The organism is Microbacterium lushaniae, assembly GCF_008727775.1.
Lineage (GTDB): Bacteria > Actinomycetota > Actinomycetes > Actinomycetales > Microbacteriaceae > Microbacterium > Microbacterium lushaniae.
Genome location: NZ_CP044232.1, coordinates 136,114 through 152,786, shown reverse-complemented (window position 1 = coordinate 152,786; position 16,673 = coordinate 136,114). Strand labels below are relative to the sequence as shown.

Genomic DNA, 16,673 nt, shown 5'->3' with positions numbered 1-16,673 from the left:
TCACTCCCCGAGGATGAGGCGGCGGATGGCGGCGTCTCGGGAGCCGTCCAGCTCCATGAGCTGACCGCGACGGTAGAGCGAGAAGACGCGCGGATCGATGTAGCTCCCCCGCGCGACGGACGGCGTGTTCCCGAGCTTCTCCGCGGTGGCACGCACGGCGAGGAGCTCCGCCCGCTTGAGATCCGTCTTGGTGTCGACCGTGCCGATGCGAGCCAGGGTCTCGGCGGCGAGGATGGTGCCGCGGAGGGTGCGGAAGTCCTTCGCGGTGAACGAACCGCCGGTCAGTGCGCGCACGTAGGCGTTCACGTCGCCCGGCGTGAGGGGTACACGGCGACGACCGCGGACATAGGCCAGCAGGTGCGCGCGCGGTCGCCCGGCGGCCAGTTCCGTGACGGCGCTGGCGAGATCCTCGTCGTCCAGCTCCAGCAGGGCGCGCTTGCCGCTCTTGGCCGGGAACGACAGGGTGACGTGCGAGCCGTCGACCTCGGCATCCCGGCGCAGGAGGGTGGTCAGCCCGCGGCTGCCGTTGCTGGCGAAGTACCGGGCGGAACCGACCCTGGGCGCCACTTGGTCGAGCAGCCGGAAGGCGACGGCGAGAACCCGCTCGCGGTCCAGCGCCTCGCGGCGGATGGACTGCGTGACCCGTCGCCGGGCGCGCGGAAGGGCCCCGGCGAGTTCGAGGGCGCGCGCGTACTTTCCCTTGTCGCGCTTCTTCGACCACTCCGGGTGATAGAGGTACTGACGGCGACCGGCGTCGTCGGTGCCGACCGCCTGGATGTGACCGCGCTCCGCGCGGGAGATCCAGACCTCGCTCCACGCGGGCGGGATCACGAGGGCATGCGCACGCTCGGCATCCTGGGACGGCGCCGGAAGGCCGCGGTGGTCGATGTAGCGGAACCCGCTGCCGGAGCGAACACGGCGGTACCCCGGGTCCTCGAAGGGGCGGACCCGGATGAGTCGTGCCACGGTCAGTGGTTTCGCAGCATCGAAATGAGCTCGGACTTCTTCTCACGCGAGCAGCCGCTCAAGCCCAGCCCCTCCTGCGACGCGCCGTCCGTGCGCCGGTCCTCGTACATCTCGCGATCCTTGAGATGAGATCCACGTCCCGCAGGCATGGCGGCTCCTTTCGACGCTACGACGGTACGAGGCGCGGAAAACTACTGGGATGGGGTTGACAGGGAACGCCTCTTGCTCCTGCGCGCGCCGCGTGGTAGCACCCAGCGTCGCGACACGTCAACCCCCTGCGTTGCCGGGGGTTCACCAGGCACTGTAGATGGGCGCCGCACACGGCGCCCGACGCCCTGCCCTCCAGCGGGGCGTCGTCCTAGAGAAGGAGTAGACCTCGACATGAACATCGCCCTCCTCATCATCATCGTCGTCGCCATCGTGCTGGCCATCGTGGGCGGTCTGAACACCGCGCTCAACTGGCTGCTCTGGGTGGCGCTGATCGTCGGCGTGATCGCGCTGATCGCATTCCTCTTCCGCGTCATCAGCGGGCGCAAGAGCGTCTGACCCCTGGATGGATCGGTGTACGGGTACACCGGGTCGATCCGCCCTCCGCGATCTGATTGATCGCGACCACGGATGCCACGTCCCTCCCCCCAAGGGACGTGGCATCCGCTCGTTCGCTCACAAGCTTGTGTCGGCGTAGACGCGCAGCGCCGCCCGGACGAACTCCGCCCCGGCCGTGCCGCCGGCGCTGGTGGCATACGTCCGCGCGAATCGGGGGTCGCCGACGTACATGTCGGCCAGTCCCAGGACGTAACCGGCCACGTCGCCCGCCGGCTCGGCCGCCGGCGTACCGGGCACCTCGGTCAGCCACGCCACATGGCGCGCCGCCAGGTCCTGCGCCGCTTCGCCGGCCGGATCGTCGCCGCGCTCGGCCGCGTCGATCCACGCGCGCACGAGCGCGGCGGTGCGCTGGGACCACTCCGACTTCTCCTCGGCCGATCTGGCACGCCACCACGCGTCGGAGCGCTCGTAGGCATCCGTTCCCCAGCGCTGGACGACCTCCTCCCGGTGCTCCGTGTGATCGAATCCGTCGAACATCTCCTGTGCCATCAGGGGCCCACCTTCTCTTCTCTTCTTCAGGGTCTTCTCCACCGCGGCGATCTGCCGCGACAGCCGCTCCTGCTCCCGGCGCAGCCACGCCAGGTGCGTGGCCAGCGCCGATTCCTCCGAACCCTCCCGGGCCAGCACCTCGGCGATCTGAGCCAGACCGAGTCCGAGCTCCCGCAGGAGGAGGATCCGCTGCAGGCGCAGGAGCGCGCCCTCGTCGTAGTACCGGTAGCCGTTGTGCCCGACCCGCGAGGGATGCAGCAGCCCGACGGCGCCGTAATGGCGCAGCGTGCGGCTGGTCGTGCCGGTCAACTGCGCGATCTGCTGAATGGACCATTCCATGTGCGCCCCCTCCGCTCTCCACTGTAGGAGTTGACGCGGCGTCAACGTCAACTTCGGCGTCGCCTCGATGTCGACGTCGCCCGGCACAGCCCCCTCTTGACGCAGACACGATATATCGTGTTACTCTCGCCGGACGCGATATATCGCGATTCCACCCTCTCATCCTCAGGAGTTCTCATGACCCTCGAGAAGTGGCTCATCCACCCGGGCGAGACGCGCGTCATCGACATCGAGACCGTTCGCGCACTCAAGGTCGGCCTCGTCGGCGGCCAGATCGACATCGTCGCCCACGACGAACCGGGCGCCCGGATCGAAGTGCACAGCGTCACGGTGAAAGACCTGCGTATCGAGATCACCGACGACAGCCTCGAGATCGACCATCCGCAGTTGCGGTGGGACAATTTCCTGGAGGTGTTCCGCAACTTCGGGGCCGGCGGGCCGCGCGCGGAGATCAGCGTCGCCGTCCCCCGTGACATCGCCCTCACCCTCGGAGTCGTCAGCGCGAGCGCACTGGTGTCGGGACTGCACACCGACGCGCGGCTCAACACCGTCTCGGGCGACATCATCGTCGACGGCCTGACGGGCGACATGAACGTGAACGCCGTCTCCGGCGACGTGCAGGTGCGCCAGCTGAAGGGCGCCCTCAGCGCCAACAGCGTCTCCGGTGACATCGCGGCGACCGGCAGCGTGTCGAAGGCGTCGATCGACACCGTCTCGGGCGCCATGCTGGTCGACTCGCGCGGTACGGTCCACACCATCGGCATGAACACCGTCAGCGGCAACGCGACCATCCGCCTGGACGACGATCTTCCCGCGAACTACGCGGTGCGCAGCGTGAGCGGCCGCATCCTCATCGACGGTCAGACCCGCTCCGGGTCGGGGCCGACGAACTACACCGGGTCCACCGGCGAACTCAGCGGGTCCTTCGTCGACGTGCGCGCCCACTCCGTCTCCGGAAACGTGACCGTCCTGCGCCGCGGTTCATCCGGGGTGCGCCAGTCCGACCTCGAGGCCGAGGAGGAGTGGTGATGGCCGCCGTCTTCTCCCACGGCGACCTGCGCCTCTACCTCCTGAGCCTCCTGGACGAGTCGCCGCGCCACGGGTACGACCTCATGCAGGCGCTGTCCGACCGCACCGGCGGCACGTACACGCCGTCGGCCGGCACGGTGTACCCCCGCCTGGCCAAGCTGGAGGAGGAGGGGCTGGTGACCAAGTCGGTGGAGGGACGCAAGACGGTGTACGAGATCACCGACGCGGGCCGGGCCGAGGTGGCTGCCCGCACGGGCGAGCTCGACGGGATTCAGGCCGGGCTCGCCGACAGCGTGCGACTCATCGCCGACGAGGTGCGCGGGAGCGTCCGAGACGCGATGCGCAGTCTTCGCGCCGACCTGGCCGCCGCGGCGAAGGAGGAGCGACGCAGCACTCCGGCCACCCCCGCCGACGACGTCCGCACGCGCAGCCGGGAACAGCTCCACCGGGCGGACGCGATCGTCAACGGATTCCGCGCCCGCGTGCGCGCCGACCTGCGCACGCACGTCGCCCGTGGCGGTGAGCTGAGTTCCTCCGTGGTGGACGACCTCGAGGCCGCGCTGGACGACGCGTCCCGCGCGGTCGTCCGCGCCATCCGTGGCTGACGATCAGCTCCAGACGATGTCCTGATCGTCGGGCACCGGATCGCCCAGCGGGACGACGAGCACCGGCCGGTGCTGGCGGTGGCTCAGCCGCGCCGCCACCGAGCCGGTGAAGAACTCCCGCAGCGAGTCGCCGAAGCCGCGTTTGCGGGTGCCCACGACCAGCAGCTTCGCGTCGATGCGCTCGGCCAGGTGCTTGATGGCGAGGGCCGGATCGCCCACCAGCTGGTGCACGCTCCACGGCACGGGGCACTCGGCGAGGGCCGACTCGGCGGCCGCGCGGACCTCGTTCAACTCGACCTCGCCTCCGCCGATGTCGAGGTCGATCGGGGCCGAGTGCACGAAACCATCCGGGTCCTCGTACGTGACGAAGCGCGTGACATCCACATGCGCGATGACCAGTGGCGCCGACAGAAGCCGCGCATAGCGCGCGGCTTCGATCATGACACGGGGCGATTGCCCGGGGACGGCGCCGGCGATCACCGCACCGTGTGGGGCGTCCGCCGCGGCGGCGGCCCGCTGCTCCGGACTGCCGGCTGCTTCGTCCACCATCTGCATCCCCTCGCGCCCGGCCACCGCGCAGAGAGCGCGGGGGGTCACCGTGATATCCTGAATGCTACTCTTACCGGTTCGATCCGGATCCGTGAATGCGTCGGGCCGTGAACAGCCCACGTTGTCGAACATGAGGGGGTCTCGCATGGGGCGTGGCCGTCAAAAGGCGAAGCACACCAAAATCGCCCGTGAGCTGAAGTACGACACGTACTCGGTGAACCTCGCCGCCCTCGAGCGAGAGCTCGGGCACTCCAGCGAAGAGGAGTACGTCGACAAGTGGGCCGACGAGCACGAGGACAAGCTTGAGGGCGAAAAGGCCTGACACCCGCTGAGGGTCAGGCCGGTCAACGACGACGGTCGGCTGCAGCAGTGCTGCGGCCGGCCGTTTCGCTGTGTGCGCGGTGCGGTCAGGACTGCTGGCTGCCCTCGACCCACGCGAGGTACTCGGGCGTCACCGTGCCGGTGACGTACCGGCCGTCGAAGCAGCTCATGTCGAGGTCCTCGACGTCGGATCCCTCCAGGATCGCCGCCTTGAGGTCTTCGACCTCCTGGTACACCAGGTAATCGCAGCCGAGCTCCTCAGCGATCTCCGGCACCGTGCGCCCGTGGGCGACGAGCTCCTGGCGGGACGGCATGTTGATGCCGTAGACGTGCGGGTAGCGCACCGGTGGGGCCGCCGAGGCGAACGTCACCGTCTTGGCACCGGCATCCCGGGCCATCTGGATGATCTCCTTGGACGTCGTGCCCCGCACGATCGAATCGTCGATGAGGAGCACGTTCTTGCCCTTGAACTCGCTCGACATCGCGTTGAGCTTCTGGCGCACGCTCTTCTTGCGCACCGCCTGGCCGGGCATGATGAACGTGCGGCCGACATACCGGTTCTTGTAGAAGCCCTCCCGGTACTCCAGACCGAGTTTGCGGGCCACCTGCATCGCCGCCGGCCGCGACGAGTCGGGGATCGGCATCACGACGTCGATGGTTCCCGGCGGGGTGTACTTCGCGATCGTGTCGGCGAGGCGTTCGCCCATGCGCAGCCGCGCCTCGTACACCGAGATGCCATTCATGATCGAGTCGGGTCGCGCGAGATACACGTACTCGAAGGAGCAGGGCTTCAGTACCGGGGCGGCGGCGAGCTGCCGGGTGTGCAGCGTCCCATCGAGGGTGACGAACACCGCCTCGCCCGGCATCACATCGCGGACCACCTCGAAGCCGGCGTTCTCCAGCACGAGCGACTCGGAGGCGACGACCCACTCATACCCCGCGGCCCCTGAGCCTCGTCCGTCGGTCCCCGAGCCTGTCGAGGGGCCGACCGGACGCGTGCCCAGGATGAGCGGCCGGATGCCGAAGGGGTCGCGGAAGGCGAGCAGCCCGTGTCCGGCGATGAGGGCGATGGCCGCGTACGATCCCTCGACCCGCTCGTGCACACGGGCGACGGCGCGGAACACCTGGTCGGGGTCGAGGTCGGGCTCGGTGATCTCGGACTGCAGCTCGGAACCGAGGATGTTCACCAGCAGCTCGGTGTCGGACGTGGTGTTCAGGTGCCGGCGGTCTTTGTGGAACAGCTGATCGGTGAGCTCGCGTGTGTTGGTGAGGTTGCCGTTGTGCACCAGGACGATGCCGTACGGGGCGTTCACGTAGAACGGCTGCGCCTCCTCCTCGCTGGAGGCGGTGCCCTTCGTGGCATAGCGGACGTGACCGAGACCGATCTCACCGAGGAGCGTGCGCATGTCGCGCGTGCGGAAGGCCTCGCGCACCATGCCGCGCTGCTTGTTGATGTGGAAGACGCCGCTCGCCTCGGCGGTGGCGATCCCGGTGGAATCCTGCCCGCGGTGCTGCAGCAGCAGCAGGGCGTCGTAGATCTCCTGATTGACCGGGCCGCGCCCGACCATGCCGACGATGCCGCACATGGGGTGTTATTCCGCTCCGTTCCCGGGTGTCCCGGTGCTGCCGGCGGTGGCTCCGCCGCTGTCCGCATACGTGCCCACGAGGCGCACCGCGCCGCCGTCGACGCCCTTGGCGCCCTGCTCGAAGAGGCCGTCCGGTCGTGGGCCGTCGTGGACCACACCCACCTGCCAGGTCGCGATGCCGGCGGCGGCGAGCGCCGAGGCCGCCGCATCCGCCCGGTCGGCGGAGACCACGGCGAGGAAACCCACGCCCAGGTTCCACGTCGGTTCGGTGGCGACCAGCGGCATGTCGCCGAGGTCGGCGAGGACGCGGAAGACAGGGGGCGGCGACCACGTCGAGCGGTCGAGGTCGACCCACGTGCCCTGCGGCAGCACGCGGGCGAGGTTGGCCGCGATCCCTCCGCCGGTGACATGGCTCAGTGCGTGCACGCCGGAGTCGCCGGAGAGCAGCCGCAGGAGCGGAGCCGTGTACAGTCGCGTGGGCTCGAGGAGCACCTCGCCCCACGTCGCGCCGAAATCGGCGGCCGGATCGCCGTAGCCGATGCCGCGGCGGGCCACGATGTGGCGCACGAGGGAATAGCCGTTGGCGTGCAGTCCGCTCGAAGCCAGGGCCAGCACGACGTCACCGGGGGCGACCCGCTCGGCGCCGAGCACCTTGTCGGCTTCGACGACTCCGGTCGCCGCGCCGGCGACGTCGTAGTCGTTCGGTCCGAGCAGGCCCGGGTGCTCGGCCGTCTCGCCGCCCACGAGCGCCGTCCCGGTTTCGGAGCATCCGCGCGCGATGCCCGCCACGATCGCCGCGATCCGCTCGGGCACGACCTTGCCGCACGCGATGTAGTCGGTGAGGAAGAGGGGCTTGGCTCCCACCACGACGATGTCGTCGATGACCATGCCGACCAGGTCGATGCCGATGGTGTCGTGCTTGTCGATCGCCTGCGCGATGGCCACCTTGGTGCCCACACCGTCGGTGCTGGTGGCCAGCAGCGGCTTCGTGTAGGCGCGCAAGGCGCTCGCGTCGAAGAGCCCGGCGAATCCGCCCACCCCGCCGAGGACCTCGGGCCCGTGGGTGCGGCGTACCGCCGACTTCATCAGCTCGACCGCTCGGTCACCCGCCGCGGTGTCGACGCCGGCTTCGGTGTAGGGGTTGTGGGACGCCACGCCCTCAGCCTAGCGGCGCTCCCGGACGCCTCGGCGCCGTCGTCCGGCGGGCGTTCTGCGAGCGGAGGAGATGTCGTGAGCGGAGGACGGAACGGGCGTTGTCGGCCCTCCGGTCGCGGCATCCCCTCCCCCGGCGGCGGGTGTGTCCGAGGCGGCGCGTCAGGATGCGCGGTGGAGGCCCTGCGCGACGGCGCGCATGATCACATCCTGGACGCCGGGCCAGTCGCCCACCACCTGGGCGTAGCCGACGCGGATGACGTGGTATCCCCTGAGCATGAGTTCCGCATCATGGCGGATGTCGGCCTCGCGCTGGGCGCCGACGTGCGTGCCGCCGTCGATCTGGAGGATGAGCCGCTCGCCGATGAGGAAGTCGACGCGGTGCCCGTGGATCCACGCCTGCGGCACGATCCGCACGCGCAGCCATCGCAGGCGCCGAGGCACGAACGACTCCAGGCCCGAGTCGGAATAGGGCACGGCCTCCCGCAGCAGCTCGCGCGCCGTCGCACGCAGCGGCAGGCGCGCGAGGACGGCGGAGTCGACGATGCCCTGCCGCAGCGCCGACTCCCAGACGGCGAGCGCCGGCTCGAACGGCTGGCAGTCGGCGACGAGGGCGAGGACGTTCTCGATCGGGTCGGTGAGATGCTCCGGAGGGCGCGGCACGAGCGGCGCGGCACGGTGGACATGGGCATCCGGCAGTGCGATGCGGCCGCCGTGCGCAGGAGCCGCGACGTGCATCCGATCGTTCGAGAGCACCCACAGGCCGGCTCGCGCCGCCTCCGTGACGCACGACAGCACGACCCCCGCCTCTGCCGCCCGCACCAGCGCGGGGTCGGCATCGGGCAGCGCCACCCACACCCGGCGCACGCGGCGCAGCGCGCCGTCGGCGACGGCCTCGGCGAGCACGCGCTCGGAATGCCCCGACCGGATGAGGGCGCGGCTGCGCGCGACGCCGCCGCGCGCGCGTACGGCGCGCAGGAGCGGAGGCCGGAGGTCGCGTGTACGCCGCTGCATCCCCCCAGCATGCGGAGCGCCGTCGGACGTGCGGTGCCGCCGGCGCGGATGGGGGATGACGCGCGCGGATCCCTGCCTGTGCAGGAGAGACGCACCTGCCGGGAGCGGAGGGGATGTCGCGAACGGAGGTGGGGAACCACGGGTTCGGCCCTCCCCTCCCGACATCCCCTCCGCCCGCCGCGCGTTGCGGGAGGAGGGGGCGCGGGGGAGGGGGCGCGGGGCGGGGCGGATGCGGGGTGACCGGGACGATGCGCACAAGGGCAGGAACGCCGGGCGGAGAGGCTCCTAAGATGGGCGGCATGCGGGACGGGAACGGTCCGGAGTGGGTGATCCGCGAGGACGCGGGTCAGCCGGTGCTCGTCGCGCTCTACCTCAGGCAGACCCTCGGCATCCGCTCCCCCGACGAGCTCCCCCACCTCCGCGGGGCTCCCCCTCGGATCGAGCACCACCGGCCCGACGACCTCCAGGCGCTGCTGGAGCGCCAGTGGCGCGCGTACTGGGCGATGACGGTCGAGCCGCAGGCGCATCCATCCCCCGAGCCTCTCGACCTGGTCGACGGATTCCACACGCTCGTCGCACTGCCCGCGTCCGCAGGCGCGTTGCGCAACGCGTTCGCCCCCTACGCCGAGTCTGCGGTGGCGTTCGCCCGGACCGCGCACGAGCGCTACCGCGCCAACGCGAAGCCCGGCGTCTCATACCGGGCGTACGCCAGTGCCATCGCCGAGCACGAACGTCAGGTGGGCCGGCGCGCGCACTCCTTCGAACTGAACGTGCAGGTGCTGCCGCTGTCCCAGCGCGGCGTGTGGTGGATCGGCTCCCTCACGGTGGCCGTGACCGACGGGCTGCGCGGCGACGTCGTCGCCTTCGACGCGGCCATCCACCCGATCATCGCCGAGCTGGCCTGACGGCTCAGCCGGGCCGGTTCACCGACTCGTGGTCGACCCGCACGTCGCGCGTGCGCCTGCCCACGACGCGGTCGAGGATGAGAGCCAGTGCACCGGCGAGGGCGATGCCCACGGGCACGCAGATGAGCGTGACGAACCCGAACACCTGCGTGGTGGAGTACTGCATGCCCGAGTTGGGGCTCTCCATCGCCGTGCCGTCGAACGCGAAGGTGAGGATCATCGCCACCAGCAGCCCGAGCGCTGCGCCCAGGGCGAGGAAGACGCCGTACTTCGGAGAGCGGCGCACGCGCACCGTCTCGATCTCGTCCCGCACGGACGGCGGCTGCTGATCGGACATGCCTCTATTGTCGCACCGCGCTCGGCGGCCGGCTCCTGCATCGGCGTCCTCACGCGGGCGCGGCCGGGGTACGCTGCCGGGCTCAGCCGCTCACGGGCGCAGCGGGAGGAGCTCGGTCAGGTTGGCCCGGACCCCCGAGGCGGCGATGCGGCCCGAGTCGGCAGCATCCGCCCACGACTCCCGGCCCGTCGCCAGGGCGATCCACGTCGCGGGGTCGGTCTCCACCACGTTCGGCGGCGTGCCCCGCGTGTGGCGCGGACCCTCGATCACCTGGACGGCGCCGAAGGGCGGCACCCGCACTTCGACCGTCTGCCCCGGCGCCTTCTCGGCGAGCAGCTGCAGCAGGTAACGGACGGCGGTGGCCAGGTCGGTGCGGGCCGGCGGCGTCCCGGCCGTGCGGGCGTCGGAGACGGCGGCCAGTGCACGACGGCCCTCGGCGGTGTCGATCCTTCGCGGCATGCGTCCACGCTACGCCGCCGCCGCACTCCGCCGCGGTCGGTGAGACCGCACGCGGCGGGCGGAAGCGTGCTGGGTAGGCTGGGCGCGTGCGAATCCTCGTCCTCGGCTCCGGTGCCCGCGAGCACGCCCTCATCCTGGCCCTGCGCGCCGAAGACGCCGACCACGCCATCTTCGCCGCCCCCGGCAACGCCGGCATCGCCGCCGACGCCCACCTCGTGCCGCTGGACCCGACCGATCCGGTCGCGGTGACCGAGTTCGCCGGCACCGAGAGCATCGGCCTCGTCATCGTCGGACCGGAGGCGCCGCTCATCGCCGGCGTGGCCGACGCGCTCCGCACCCGCGGCATCCCGGTGTTCGGCCCCGGGAAGGCGGCCGCGCAGCTGGAGGGGTCCAAGGCGTTCGCGAAGCGGGTGATGGATGCCGCGGGCGTCCCCACCGGCCGCGCCATCCGCGCCCACACGATCGCCGAGGTGGCCGCCGCCCTCGACGAGCTCGGCGCTCCGCACGTGGTCAAGGCCGACGGCCTGGCGGCAGGCAAGGGCGTGCTCGTCACCGACGATCGCGACGCTGCGCTCGCCCACGCCGAGACGTATCTCGCCGTCGCTCCGGTGCTCGTGGAGGAGTTCCTCTCCGGGCCCGAGGTGTCGCTGTTCTTCCTCAGCGACGGCGACAGCGTGCTGCCCCTCAGCCCCGCGCAGGACTACAAGCGCCTGCTCGACGGCGACGCCGGCCCCAACACCGGCGGCATGGGCGCGTACTCGCCGCTCCCCTGGCTCTCCGAGCGCTTCGGCGGCGAGGAGGAGTTCGTCGACCTCGTCACGCGCGAGATCGCCCGTCCCGTCATCCGGCAGCTGGATGCCGAGGGCACGCCTTTCATCGGACTCCTCTACGCCGGGCTCATCCTCACCGACTCCGGCGTCAAGGTGATCGAGTTCAATGCGCGGTTCGGCGACCCCGAGACGCAGGTCGTGCTGCCGCGGCTGGTCGACCCGCTGTCGGACCTGCTCCTGGCCGCAGCATCCGGTCATCTGGAGGACCGCCCGCGTCCCGCCTTCGCCGAGGCGACCGCCGTGACCGTCGTGCTCGCGAGCGAGGGCTACCCCGAAGCGCCCGTGACCGGTCGGCGGCTGACCGGGCTGGAGGAGGCGGGCGCCGTCGACGGCGTGCACCTGGCCCACGCGGCCACCGTGCGCGACGGCACCCACCTGCTCACCACCGGCGGACGCGTGCTCAGCGTCGTCGGCCTGGGCACCACATTCCACGAGGCGCGTTCCCGCGCGTACGACGCCATCGGCCGCATCGGGCTCGAGGGCGGGCGATACCGCACCGACATCGCCGACCGCGTGCTCGAGGCGTGACGGCGCCCACCGGGATAATGGGCCGGGTGACCGACACCCTCGAACTTCCCGGCTGGAGCCATGTGTACTCCGGCAAGGTGCGCGACCTGTACGTGCCGCAGGGCACCTCCGAGGGTTCTCGGCCGACGCGCATGCTCGTGGTGGCGAGTGACCGGGTGAGCGCGTTCGACCACGTGCTCTCCCCGGGCATCCCGGGCAAGGGCACGATCCTCACGACCCTGAGCCTGTGGTGGTTCGACCGCCTGGCCGGCGGCGACGGCGGCCGCCGCATCCCGAATCACCTCATTCCCGACCACGTGCTGGTCGGCGACGCCGCCCTCGAGCTCATCCCCGAGGAGGTCACGGGCCGGGCGATGGTCGTCGCGGCGCTGGACATGCAGCCGATCGAATGCGTCGTACGCGGCTACCTCACCGGATCGGGGTGGGCGGAGTACCGCGAGTCGGGCACCGTGTGCGGCATCCCGCTGCCGGCAGGGCTCGTCGACGGCGACCGGCTTCCCGAGCCGCTGTACACGCCCGCGTTCAAGGCCCCGCAGGGAGCCCACGACGAGAACATCTCGTACGAGCGCAGCGTCGAACTGGTCGGCGCCGACACCGCCGCCGAGCTGCGCGAGCTGTCGCTGGAGATCTACCGCCGCGCCGCCGCGACGGCGGAGCAGCGGGGCCTCATCCTCGCCGACACGAAGTTCGAGTTCGGCCGCAATGCTGCGGGCACCCTGGTGCTCGCCGACGAGGTGCTCACGCCCGACTCGTCGCGGTACTGGGATGCTGCGGCCTGGCGGAGCGGCGGCACCCCCGCCGAGCGCATGGCGAGCTTCGACAAGCAGATCGTGCGCGACTGGCTCGCCGCGCACTGGGACCGCCAGGGAGAGCCGCCGGCGCTTCCCGACGACATCGTGCAGCGCACGCAGGCCCGGTACGCCGAGCTGCTGCAGCGCCTCACCGGGTACTGAAGTCCCACCCGGCCCGGTAGACGCGGCGTAACCGCGCCGAAACGCCGCGTATCGCTAGGGTGACGGAGGCGCTATCCGAGGAGGACTCCGATGCCGGTGTGGAAATTGCATGGAAACGGTCGCACTGTCGAGCCCGGCGCGGTCGTGCGCCCCGATGAGCGGCTGAACTGGCCCGCGACGATCGCGGTGGGTGTGCAGCACGTCGTCGCGATGTTCGGCGCCACCTTCCTCGTCCCGGTGCTGACCGGGTTCCCCGTGTCCACGACGCTGCTGTTCTCCGGCATCGGGACGCTGCTGTTCCTTCTCGTCACGCGCAACAAGCTGCCCAGCTACCTCGGCTCATCGTTCGCGTTCATCGCCCCGGTCACCGCCGCGACCGCGAGCGCGGGGATGGGATCGGCCCTGGCGGGCATCGTCGCCGTCGGCGTGCTGCTGGCCGCGGTGGGCTTCATCGTGCAGTTCGCCGGCATCGGCTGGATCGACAAGCTCATGCCGCCGGTGGTCGCCGGCGCCATCGTCGCGCTCATCGGCTTCAACCTCGCGCCGGTGGCGTGGGACAGCTACCAGCAGCAGCCCCTGCCCGCCACGATCACCCTCGCCGCGATCATCCTCTTCAGCGTGATGTTCCGCGGCTTCCTCGGCCGCATCTCGATCGTCCTGGGCGTCGTGGTCGGGTACCTCGTGACGGTCGTGCTGCAGCTGACCACGGGCGAGCAGCTCATCGACTTCGCCCCGGTGGCGGATGCCGCGTGGATCGGGCTGCCCGAATTCGAGATCGCCGACTTCGCCTCCCCCGGCACGTGGAGCGTCATCGCGATGTTCCTGCCGGTCGTGCTGGTGCTCATCGCGGAGAACGTCGGACACGTGCGGGGCGTGGCGACCATGACCGACGCGTCGGTGAACCGCTCCACCGGACGTGCACTCATCGCCGACGGCGCCGCGACGACGCTGGCCGGCGTCTTCGGCGGCTCGGGCACGACGACCTACGGCGAGAACATCGGCGTGATGGCGGCCACGCGCGTGTACTCCACCGCGGCCTACTGGGTCGCCGGTTCCGCCGCGATCCTTCTGAGCCTCTCGCCGAAGATCGGCGCGGTGTTCAACACCATCCCGCCGGGCGTGCTGGGCGGCGTCACGACGGCCCTGTACGGCCTCATCGGCATCATCGGCATCAAGATCTGGGTCGACAACCGCGTCGACTTCTCGCGCCCGGTCAACCAGTACACCGCGGCGGTGTCGCTCGTGATCGCGATCGCCGGATTCCAGATGGCCTGGGGCGACTTCCAGCTGGGCGCCATCGTCCTCGGCGCTGCGGCGGCCCTGGTGATCTACCACCTCGGGAACCTCGTCGCCCGGCTCCGCCGGACCGGTGCCGACGACGGCGGCCCCATCCCGGCCGTCGGCCAGCTCGGCGGCGACCCCCGCTGATCGCGGCGGCCGGCGTCCTGCGTTCGCGCGGCGCCGGCCGCCGCATCCGCCGCACCGGAGTCAGGCCGACTCGCGCACCACGAGCTCGATCGGCAGGATCGTCGAATGCGCGGCGTCCCTGCCCCCGAGCAGGTCCAGCAGCACCGCGGCCATGCTCACGCCCTGGCCGCGCGAGGGCTGACGGATCGTGGTGAGCGCGGGAGTCACCGCGGTCGCCACCGGCGAGTCGTCGAAGCCGATGAGGGCGAGATCCCCCGGCACCGACACGCCCGCCTCGCGCAGGGTGGCCAGCGCCCCGCGTGCCATGAGGTCGCTTGCGACGAACAGTCCGTCGGGCGCCGCCCCGGAGTCCAGGATGCGGCGCATCGCGTCGGCGCCGCCCTCCTCCGAGAAGTCGCCGTCCTCGACCGCGACGAGGTCGAGGCCTGCCTGCTCGGCCGCATCGCGGAACCCGCGGAGCCGGTCGGTGGCCGCGGTCATGGTCGCCGGCCCCGAGATGCTCGCCAGTCGGCGGTGCCCCTGCTCGACGAGGTAGCGCGCCGCTTCCCGGCCGCCGCCGACGTTGTCGATGTCGACGAAGTAGTCCGACGGTCCGATGCGCACGGGACGGCCGCCGTAGACCACCGGCAGGTCGGCGGCGATCAGGTCGAGGAACGTGTCGCTGGTGTGATGCGAGGCGACGATGACCCCGTCCACGCTGCCGCTGCGCAGGTACGTGGTCGCCTTGTCGTGCGGATCGTCGCTGGCGATGATGAGGTTCAGCACGTACTCGGACTGCGCCATCCGCTCGTGCACGCCGGCGACGATCGACGCGAAGAACGGGTCACCGAAGAACCGGTCGGTGTCTTCGGGGATCACGAAGGCGATCGCGTGCGTCTGCCGGCGCGCGAGCGAGCGCGCCGCGCGGTTGGGCACGTAGTTGAGGTCGGCGATCGCCCGGCGCACCGCATCCAGCGCCGTCGGTGAGACCGCCGTCGATCCGTTGACCACCCGCGACACTGTCGAGCGCGACACGCCTGCGCGCGCCGCGACCTCCTCGATCGTGACGGCTTCCCGCGTCATGAAGCCCATCGCCCCTCCTCGCCGAGCGGGACGCTACGCGTGGGCGGGATCGTCCAGCGCGCGATCGGCGATGATGCGACTGTATCGAAGCCCGGAGCGCTTGATCGACCGCTCCTGGGTCTCGTAATCCACCCGCACGATGCCGAACCTCTTGGCGTAGCCCCACGCCCATTCGAAGTTGTCCAGCAGCGACCAGTAGAAGTAGCCGCGCACATCCACGCCCTGGTCGATCGCGTCGAGGATCGCGCCCAGGTGCAGCTCGACGAACTCGGTGCGTTCGGCGTCGTCCACCTCCACGCGCCCGTCCACGACGACCGGTTCGTCCTCGTAGGCTGCGCCGTTCTCGGTGACGACGAGGGCGACGCCGCGCTCGGCCGTGTACTCCTCGTGCACGCGGCGGAGCAGGCGGGTGAGGCCCTCCGGCTGCACCTCCCAGTTCATCGACGTGCGAGGCAGCCCGCGATCGTGCCAGAAGATGTCCTCCGACGCCGGGAACGGCGACTGCGTGCGGCGCGAGGTCGGCGCGTCGCCGCCGCCGGGGGCATCGGCCGGCGGGCGGCCCCCGACGTACTCGCCGTGGTAGTAGTTGACGCCCAGCGTGTCCAGCGGTGCCGCGATGGTCTCCAGATCGCCCGGTTTCACGGCCGCTTCCAGGGCCGCCACGGCGTCGGGGTCCACGCGCCGGAAGTCGTCGAGGATGTCGCCGGGATACCTGCCGCGGAACACCGGGTCGAGGAACCAGCGGTTGAACTGCCCGTCGATGCGGCGGGCGGCGTCGACGTCGGCCGCATCCGTGGGATCCACCGCGTCGGCGACCGTGAGGTTGAGCGTGATGCCGAGGTTCAGGGAGGCGTCACGTGCGCGCAGCTCCCGGATCGCGCTGCCGTGCCCCAGCAGCAGGTGGTGGGCCGACAGCATCCCCTCGGCTGCGGAGTAGTGACCGGGGGCGTGCGCGCCGGCGGTGTAGCTCAGGAACGACGAGCACCACGGCTCGTTCAGCGTCGCCCAGTCCTGCACGCGGTCGCCGAGGGCGTCGTGCATATCGAGGGCGTACTCGGTGAACCGCTCGGCCGTCTCGCGCACGGTCCATCCGCCGCGCTCCTGAAGCGCCTGCGGCAGGTCCCAGTGGTACAGCGTCAGCCACGGGCGGATGCCGGCATCCAGCAGTTCGTCGACGAGGCGCCGGTAGAAGTCCACCCCCGCCTGGTTCAGCGGACCGCCGTCGGGCCGCACGCGCGACCACGACGTGGAGAAGCGGTAGGTCTGCAGGCCGAGCTCCTTCATGAGCGCGACATCCTGCGGGTACCGGTGGTAGTGGTCGCACGCGATGTCGCCGTCGTCACCGCCCAGCACGGCGCCGGGCACGCGGCAGAACGCGTCCCAGATGCTCGCGCGACGGCCGTCCTCGAACGCGGCGCCCTCGATCTGGAAGGCAGCGGTGGCCGCGCCGAACCGGAAGCTGGAGGGGAATTCGCGCAGTCCGGGGCGCGCCGGCAGGGCGGTCGTGGTCATGGA

18 protein-coding genes are annotated in these 16,673 nt (G+C 71.1%); 8 read left to right on the top strand and 10 right to left on the bottom strand.

The features are described from left to right. Positions 1 to 966, bottom strand: a complete 966-nt coding sequence (locus tag F6J85_RS00730; protein ID WP_150923417.1) for a DNA topoisomerase IB — start codon at positions 964 to 966, stop codon at positions 1 to 3. Between the two features lie 381 nt (positions 967 to 1,347). On the opposite strand from F6J85_RS00730, the gene F6J85_RS00725 reads away from it, so the two are divergent. Next, positions 1,348 to 1,512, top strand: coding sequence for a DUF2207 domain-containing protein (locus F6J85_RS00725; RefSeq protein WP_147911271.1), 165 nt, complete (start codon positions 1,348 to 1,350; stop codon positions 1,510 to 1,512). A gap of 117 nt (positions 1,513 to 1,629) precedes the next feature. Here F6J85_RS00725 and F6J85_RS00720 read toward each other — a convergent pair whose 3' ends face one another. Next, a complete protein-coding gene (locus tag F6J85_RS00720) occupies positions 1,630 to 2,400 on the bottom strand; it encodes a MerR family transcriptional regulator (protein WP_150923416.1) in 771 nt (256 codons plus the stop codon). 177 nt (positions 2,401 to 2,577) lie between these two features. On the opposite strand from F6J85_RS00720, the gene F6J85_RS00715 reads away from it, so the two are divergent. Beyond that, entirely contained in the window at positions 2,578 to 3,429 is an 852-nt protein-coding gene (locus F6J85_RS00715) for a DUF4097 family beta strand repeat-containing protein (protein ID WP_150920457.1), read from the top strand. Further along, the gene (locus tag F6J85_RS00710; RefSeq protein WP_150920458.1) at positions 3,429 to 4,034 is read left to right on the top strand and encodes a PadR family transcriptional regulator; all 606 of its coding nucleotides are present in this window, start codon (positions 3,429 to 3,431) and stop codon (positions 4,032 to 4,034) included. Before F6J85_RS00715 ends, F6J85_RS00710 begins: the two co-directional genes overlap by 1 nt. Before the next feature lie 3 nt (positions 4,035 to 4,037). Here the strand turns inward: F6J85_RS00710 and F6J85_RS00705 are convergent, their stop codons facing one another. Continuing rightward, positions 4,038 to 4,631: a universal stress protein gene (locus F6J85_RS00705; protein WP_238707015.1), complete on the bottom strand. Its 594-nt coding sequence runs from the start codon at positions 4,629 to 4,631 to the stop codon at positions 4,038 to 4,040. Positions 4,632 to 4,728: 97 nt separating this feature from the next. Here F6J85_RS00705 and F6J85_RS00700 point away from each other — a divergent pair, with 97 nt between their 5' ends. After that, positions 4,729 to 4,905, top strand: a complete 177-nt coding sequence (locus tag F6J85_RS00700; protein ID WP_150920482.1) for a DUF3073 family protein — start codon at positions 4,729 to 4,731, stop codon at positions 4,903 to 4,905. Between the two features lie 85 nt (positions 4,906 to 4,990). Here F6J85_RS00700 and purF read toward each other — a convergent pair whose 3' ends face one another. The 3 genes from purF to F6J85_RS00685 all read right to left on the bottom strand — a co-directional run bounded on the left by purF (position 4,991) and on the right by F6J85_RS00685 (position 8,656). Continuing rightward, on the bottom strand, positions 4,991 to 6,490 hold the full coding sequence (purF, locus tag F6J85_RS00695) for an amidophosphoribosyltransferase (RefSeq protein ID WP_150923415.1): 1,500 nt from the start codon (positions 6,488 to 6,490) through the stop codon (positions 4,991 to 4,993). Between the two features lie 6 nt (positions 6,491 to 6,496). After that, the gene (gene purM, locus F6J85_RS00690; protein WP_150923414.1) at positions 6,497 to 7,645 is read right to left on the bottom strand and encodes a phosphoribosylformylglycinamidine cyclo-ligase; all 1,149 of its coding nucleotides are present in this window, start codon (positions 7,643 to 7,645) and stop codon (positions 6,497 to 6,499) included. A gap of 159 nt (positions 7,646 to 7,804) precedes the next feature. Then, positions 7,805 to 8,656, bottom strand: coding sequence for an endonuclease domain-containing protein (locus F6J85_RS00685; protein WP_150923413.1), 852 nt, complete (start codon positions 8,654 to 8,656; stop codon positions 7,805 to 7,807). 299 nt (positions 8,657 to 8,955) lie between these two features. Between F6J85_RS00685 and F6J85_RS00680 the strand changes: the two genes are divergently transcribed. After that, entirely contained in the window at positions 8,956 to 9,561 is a 606-nt protein-coding gene (locus F6J85_RS00680) for a zinc-binding alcohol dehydrogenase (RefSeq protein WP_150923412.1), read from the top strand. 4 nt (positions 9,562 to 9,565) lie between these two features. On the opposite strand, the gene F6J85_RS00675 is transcribed toward F6J85_RS00680, so the two are convergent. Beyond that, positions 9,566 to 9,898 carry a potassium transporter Trk gene (locus tag F6J85_RS00675; RefSeq protein WP_150923411.1) on the bottom strand — a complete coding sequence of 111 codons (333 nt, stop codon included), beginning with the start codon at positions 9,896 to 9,898 and terminating at the stop codon, positions 9,566 to 9,568. Positions 9,899 to 9,988: 90 nt separating this feature from the next. Next, positions 9,989 to 10,357: a sterol carrier family protein gene (locus F6J85_RS00670; RefSeq protein WP_150923410.1), complete on the bottom strand. Its 369-nt coding sequence runs from the start codon at positions 10,355 to 10,357 to the stop codon at positions 9,989 to 9,991. A gap of 86 nt (positions 10,358 to 10,443) precedes the next feature. Here F6J85_RS00670 and purD point away from each other — a divergent pair, with 86 nt between their 5' ends. The 3 genes from purD to F6J85_RS00655 all read left to right on the top strand — a co-directional run bounded on the left by purD (position 10,444) and on the right by F6J85_RS00655 (position 14,096). Continuing rightward, positions 10,444 to 11,715: a phosphoribosylamine--glycine ligase gene (purD, locus tag F6J85_RS00665; RefSeq protein ID WP_150923409.1), complete on the top strand. Its 1,272-nt coding sequence runs from the start codon at positions 10,444 to 10,446 to the stop codon at positions 11,713 to 11,715. 17 nt (positions 11,716 to 11,732) lie between these two features. After that, positions 11,733 to 12,668 (top strand): phosphoribosylaminoimidazolesuccinocarboxamide synthase, encoded by a 936-nt coding sequence (locus tag F6J85_RS00660; protein WP_150927072.1) that lies wholly within the window; start codon positions 11,733 to 11,735, stop codon positions 12,666 to 12,668. A gap of 90 nt (positions 12,669 to 12,758) precedes the next feature. Then, entirely contained in the window at positions 12,759 to 14,096 is a 1,338-nt protein-coding gene (locus F6J85_RS00655; RefSeq protein ID WP_150923408.1) for a uracil-xanthine permease family protein, read from the top strand. A gap of 60 nt (positions 14,097 to 14,156) precedes the next feature. On the opposite strand, the gene F6J85_RS00650 is transcribed toward F6J85_RS00655, so the two are convergent. Beyond that, positions 14,157 to 15,167: a LacI family DNA-binding transcriptional regulator gene (locus F6J85_RS00650; RefSeq protein WP_420846111.1), complete on the bottom strand. Its 1,011-nt coding sequence runs from the start codon at positions 15,165 to 15,167 to the stop codon at positions 14,157 to 14,159. 24 nt (positions 15,168 to 15,191) lie between these two features. Continuing rightward, the gene (locus F6J85_RS00645; protein WP_150923407.1) at positions 15,192 to 16,670 is read right to left on the bottom strand and encodes a GH1 family beta-glucosidase; all 1,479 of its coding nucleotides are present in this window, start codon (positions 16,668 to 16,670) and stop codon (positions 15,192 to 15,194) included. Positions 16,671 to 16,673: the final 3 nt, after the last annotated feature.

What these genes read in the sequence shown, in the direction of transcription:
- F6J85_RS00725 (WP_147911271.1), top strand. Translation starts at nt 1,348, where the DNA reads ATGAACATCGCCCTCCTCATCATCATCGTCGTCGCCATCGTGCTGGCC.
- F6J85_RS00720 (WP_150923416.1), bottom strand. Translation starts at nt 2,400, where the DNA reads ATGGAATGGTCCATTCAGCAGATCGCGCAGTTGACCGGCACGACCAGC.
- F6J85_RS00715 (WP_150920457.1), top strand. Translation starts at nt 2,578, where the DNA reads ATGACCCTCGAGAAGTGGCTCATCCACCCGGGCGAGACGCGCGTCATC.
- F6J85_RS00710 (WP_150920458.1), top strand. Translation starts at nt 3,429, where the DNA reads ATGGCCGCCGTCTTCTCCCACGGCGACCTGCGCCTCTACCTCCTGAGC.
- F6J85_RS00700 (WP_150920482.1), top strand. Translation starts at nt 4,729, where the DNA reads ATGGGGCGTGGCCGTCAAAAGGCGAAGCACACCAAAATCGCCCGTGAG.
- purF (WP_150923415.1), bottom strand. Translation starts at nt 6,490, where the DNA reads ATGTGCGGCATCGTCGGCATGGTCGGGCGCGGCCCGGTCAATCAGGAG.
- F6J85_RS00685 (WP_150923413.1), bottom strand. Translation starts at nt 8,656, where the DNA reads ATGCAGCGGCGTACACGCGACCTCCGGCCTCCGCTCCTGCGCGCCGTA.
- F6J85_RS00680 (WP_150923412.1), top strand. Translation starts at nt 8,956, where the DNA reads ATGCGGGACGGGAACGGTCCGGAGTGGGTGATCCGCGAGGACGCGGGT.
- F6J85_RS00675 (WP_150923411.1), bottom strand. Translation starts at nt 9,898, where the DNA reads ATGTCCGATCAGCAGCCGCCGTCCGTGCGGGACGAGATCGAGACGGTG.
- F6J85_RS00670 (WP_150923410.1), bottom strand. Translation starts at nt 10,357, where the DNA reads ATGCCGCGAAGGATCGACACCGCCGAGGGCCGTCGTGCACTGGCCGCC.
- F6J85_RS00660 (WP_150927072.1), top strand. Translation starts at nt 11,733, where the DNA reads ATGGGCCGGGTGACCGACACCCTCGAACTTCCCGGCTGGAGCCATGTG.
- F6J85_RS00655 (WP_150923408.1), top strand. Translation starts at nt 12,759, where the DNA reads ATGCCGGTGTGGAAATTGCATGGAAACGGTCGCACTGTCGAGCCCGGC.
- F6J85_RS00650 (WP_420846111.1), bottom strand. Translation starts at nt 15,167, where the DNA reads ATGGGCTTCATGACGCGGGAAGCCGTCACGATCGAGGAGGTCGCGGCG.
- F6J85_RS00645 (WP_150923407.1), bottom strand. Translation starts at nt 16,670, where the DNA reads ATGACCACGACCGCCCTGCCGGCGCGCCCCGGACTGCGCGAATTCCCC.